Raw genomic sequence first — 3760 nt, 5'->3', positions numbered from 1 at the left:
CATGGATGCTGAAACAGCGAGGCCATCGCCGCAGCCAGCATGACGAGAATTGAATGACAGCTCCCCACCCCAAAGCGGACGCCGGGTGACTCAGTATCCATTTCACCATATAGGTTATTTTCTATTGACATCGTCACGCTGTTATGGCAAAAGAGTCACATCATGAAGAATTGCGATTCGGGCCGGCGCCCTTCCGATGCGGGAGGGTGATCCGGCCCGGATGCTTTGGGGAGAATGGCGATGGGACGGGCGGGTACGGCGACGGACGACAGCGGGAATCCCCGTCCCGACCGCCGGCAGAAGGATATTTTCCTCGAGGCGCTGGCCGAATCCTCGAATGTCGCGGCCTCGGCGCGGGCGGCGGGGGTTTCGGCGAATGCCATGTACCGCGAGCGGCGGCGCAACACCGGCTTTGCGGCGCGCTGGCACGAGGCGTTGTGCGAAGGGTTCGCCCGGCTCGAGGCCGAATTGCTGTCCGAGGCGCTGATCGCGCCGACGGGGAATGTGAAGGAAGCGACGCTGAAATCGCGGGCACAGAAATATCGCCTCGGGCTCTCGCTGCTCGCGGCGCATCGCGCGGCGGTGCGCGGCGCGATGCTCCCGGCGGCCGGGGCCGCGCCCAAAGGGAATGCGAAGGCCCGACTGCTTGCGAAACTGACCGCGATGCGGGCCCAGGTCGCGGCGGAGGAAGGCGGCGCCGACGAAAAAGAGGATGGCGCGTCTTGAAAAGCCTCGACGAGTTGCTGCGGATGTCGCCCGCCGATTTCGCGGCCTGGGGGCGCCGGATCGGCGACGACAGCGCGGCAAGGCTGCTCACCGACTGGAGCTGGTGGCGGCGCGCCGACCAGTGCCCGCCTGCAGGCGACTGGCACGTCTGGATGCTGCTGGCGGGGCGCGGTTTCGGGAAGACGCGGACGGGGGCCGAGTGGGTGCGGAACTATGCCGAGGCGCATCCGGGCGCGCGGATCGCGCTGGTCGCGGCCTCGCTGCACGAGGCGCGGCAGGTGATGGTCGAGGGCGAGAGCGGCGTGCTGGCGATCGCGCCCGACGCGGCGCGCCCCGAGTATGAGAGCAGCCTGAGGCGGCTGAGCTGGGCGAACGGCACGGTCGCGACCCTCTATTCGGCCGCCGAGCCCGACAGCCTCCGCGGCCCCGAGCATAGCGCCGCCTGGTGCGACGAAATCGCCAAATGGCCGCAGGGCGAGGCGGCGTGGGACAATCTGATGCTGACGATGCGGATCGGCGATAACCCGCGCGTTGTCGCGACGACCACCCCGCGCGGCGTGCCGCTGGTGCGGCGATTGATGACCGAGAAGGGTGTCGAAACGACGGGCGGGAGCACGCGTAACAATCGCCACAATTTGTCGCCGCAATGGCTGACGACGATGGATGCGATCTATGCCGGCACGCGGCTGGGGCGGCAGGAACTGGATGGCGAATTGCTCGAGGATATCGAGGGGGCGCTGTGGACGCGCGGGCTGGTCGAGCGGTGCCGGGTCGAGGCCGGGAGCATCGGCAAGCCGGTGCGCGTGGTGATCGGCGTCGATCCGCCGGCGACGAGCAGGGGCGATGCGTGCGGGATCGTGGTGGCAGCGCTGCTGCGCGACGGGCGGCTGGCCGTGGTCGAGGATGCGAGCGTCGAGAATCCCGCGCCTGCGGTGTGGGCGCAGGCGGTCGCCGCGGCGGCGGCGCGCCGGGGCGCCGACCGGATCGTCGCCGAGAGCAATATGGGCGGGGACATGGTTGCGGCGACGCTGCGCCAGGCCGATTGTACGCTGCCCGTCGTGCCGGTGCATGCGAGCGTCGGCAAGGCGCGGCGCGCGGAGCCGGTGGCGATCGCCTACGAGCGCGGCGATGTGGTGCATGCGGGGGTGTTCGCGAGCCTTGAGGACCAGCTTTGCGGGTTGCAGATCGGCGGCGGTTATGCGGGGCCGGGGCGCTCGCCCGATCGGGCGGATGCGTGCGTTTGGGCGCTGGCGGCTTTGCTGGAGGGGCGGCGGAAGGGGAAAGGGCCGGGGGTTAGGCGGGTTTGATCATTTGATCGGCGCAACGGTCTGGGCGCGGACGTCGACCGATTTGCCGAGTTGAAGTCGTGCGTCGATCTGGGCATATCATCCTTATAGTCGGGGGAGTTAACGCGATGAATTGGCAACAAGAGCTGACGCTGATCTGTCTGACGCTTATTGCGGGGCGGGCCATGGACAAATGGCTCGGCGACTATGTTGTTACGGCTCTCATCGGCGTTGGCCTTGCCGTCGTTATTGCATTCCGCATTCGAGATTATCTGCGGTCGAAACGACCTCGGGACGACTTGGCTAGCCCATAAACGACATAATTCATCGTCACCCCGGACTTGATCCGGGGGCCATGATTTCGGCGGTGCCATGGATCCCGGATCAAGTCCGGGATGACGAACGAGTGGAATAGGTGGGCCGCGGGTCAGGCGCTGGGTGACGAGGGGGGTATCCCGGCCATTTTGGATGCATCGGTATGCTATCCGCGTCACCCCGGGGCGAGCCCGGGGTGACGAGATAACGGTTCAGGCCGTCGAGCGAAACGAAGCACGCAGGAGATCATCATGAACTGGTTTGGCCGCAAGGCCGCGCAGGTGCCTGCGCGGCCCGCTTTGTCGCGTGTGTATGGGAGTTGGAGCGCGCCCGCGCCGATGAGCTGGGAGGCGCAGGTGCGCGAGGGGTATTTGTCCAATGCGATCGTGCAGCGGGCGGTGCGGCTGGTGGCCGAGGCTGCCGGGAGTGCGCCGATCGTCGCGAGCGATCCGGCGTTGGCGGCGCTGGTCGCGGCGCCGTCCGGCGGGCAGGGGCTGGTCGAGACCTTGGCGTCGCAGTTGCTGCTGCACGGCAATGGCTATGTGCAGATTTTGACCGACGGGTCGGGGGCGCCGGCGGAGCTGTATGCGCTGCGGCCCGAGCGGGTGAGCGTCGAGGCCGATGCGCGCGGGTGGCCGGTGGCCTATCGCTACAAGGTGGGCGGCCAAGGGGCGGGCGGCTCCGCGGCGGTGCTGCCGGCCGAGGATGGCGCGGGGCGCGTCGCGGTGGTGCATGTGAAGGCGCTGCATCCGCTCGACGATCATTATGGCGCGGGGTGCCTGGGCGCCGCGGCGGGGGCGATCGCGGCGCATAATGCGGCGGCGAAGTGGAACGCCGCGCTGCTCGAGAATGCGGCGCGGCCTTCGGGCGCGCTGGTGCACGATCCGGCCGACAAGGGGATGCCGCTGTCGGCCGAGCAGGTCGACCGGCTGCGCGAGGAACTGGCCGAGAGCTTTGCGGGCGGGGCGAATGCGGGGCGGCCGTTGCTGCTGGAGGGCGGGCTCAGGTGGCAGGCGCTGTCGCTGTCGCCCGCGGAGATGGATTTTCTGGCGCTGAAGGATTCGAGTGCGCGCGAGATCGCGATGGCGTTCGGTGTGCCGCCGATGCTGCTCGGGCTGCCGGGGGATGCGACCTATGCCAATTATCGCGAGGCCAATCGCGCATTGTGGCGGCTGACGGTGCTGCCGCTGTGCGCGAAGATTTTGGGGGCGGTGGCGCAGGGGTTGTCGGGCTGGTTCGAGGGTGCGGAGCTGCGCGTCGATCTGGATCGGGTGCCGGCGCTGGCTGAGGATCGGATGGCGCTGTGGCGCGAGGTGTCGGCGGCGGACTGGCTGACCGCGGACGAGAAGAAGGCGCTGTTGGGAGTGAGCTAGGGTCAGGACCCATTAATTCCACGTTCGAGGTTTGAAGCGATTTTGTTCAGTGCGAGGAAG

General features: G+C 68.0%; 3 protein-coding genes. All 3 read left to right on the top strand.

The features are described from left to right. Nucleotides 1-240 precede the first annotated feature (240 nt). Complete coding sequence (locus J1N50_RS11030; protein WP_215353508.1) at nucleotides 241-726, top strand: hypothetical protein; 486 nt, start codon at nucleotides 241-243, stop codon at nucleotides 724-726. Nucleotides 727-749: 23 nt separating this feature from the next. After that, nucleotides 750-2033 carry a DNA-packaging protein gene (locus J1N50_RS11025; RefSeq protein ID WP_215353509.1) on the top strand — a complete coding sequence of 428 codons (1284 nt, stop codon included), beginning with the start codon at nucleotides 750-752 and terminating at the stop codon, nucleotides 2031-2033. A gap of 545 nt (nucleotides 2034-2578) precedes the next feature. Beyond that, entirely contained in the window at nucleotides 2579-3700 is a 1122-nt protein-coding gene (locus J1N50_RS11020) for a phage portal protein (RefSeq protein WP_215353507.1), read from the top strand. Nucleotides 3701-3760: the final 60 nt, after the last annotated feature.

This window comes from Sphingopyxis soli, assembly GCF_018682675.1.
GTDB classification, from domain to species: Bacteria; Pseudomonadota; Alphaproteobacteria; order Sphingomonadales; family Sphingomonadaceae; genus Sphingopyxis; species Sphingopyxis soli.
The sequence above is the reverse complement of the archived record's forward strand: the minus strand, read 5'-3'. Positions and strand labels throughout refer to the sequence as shown.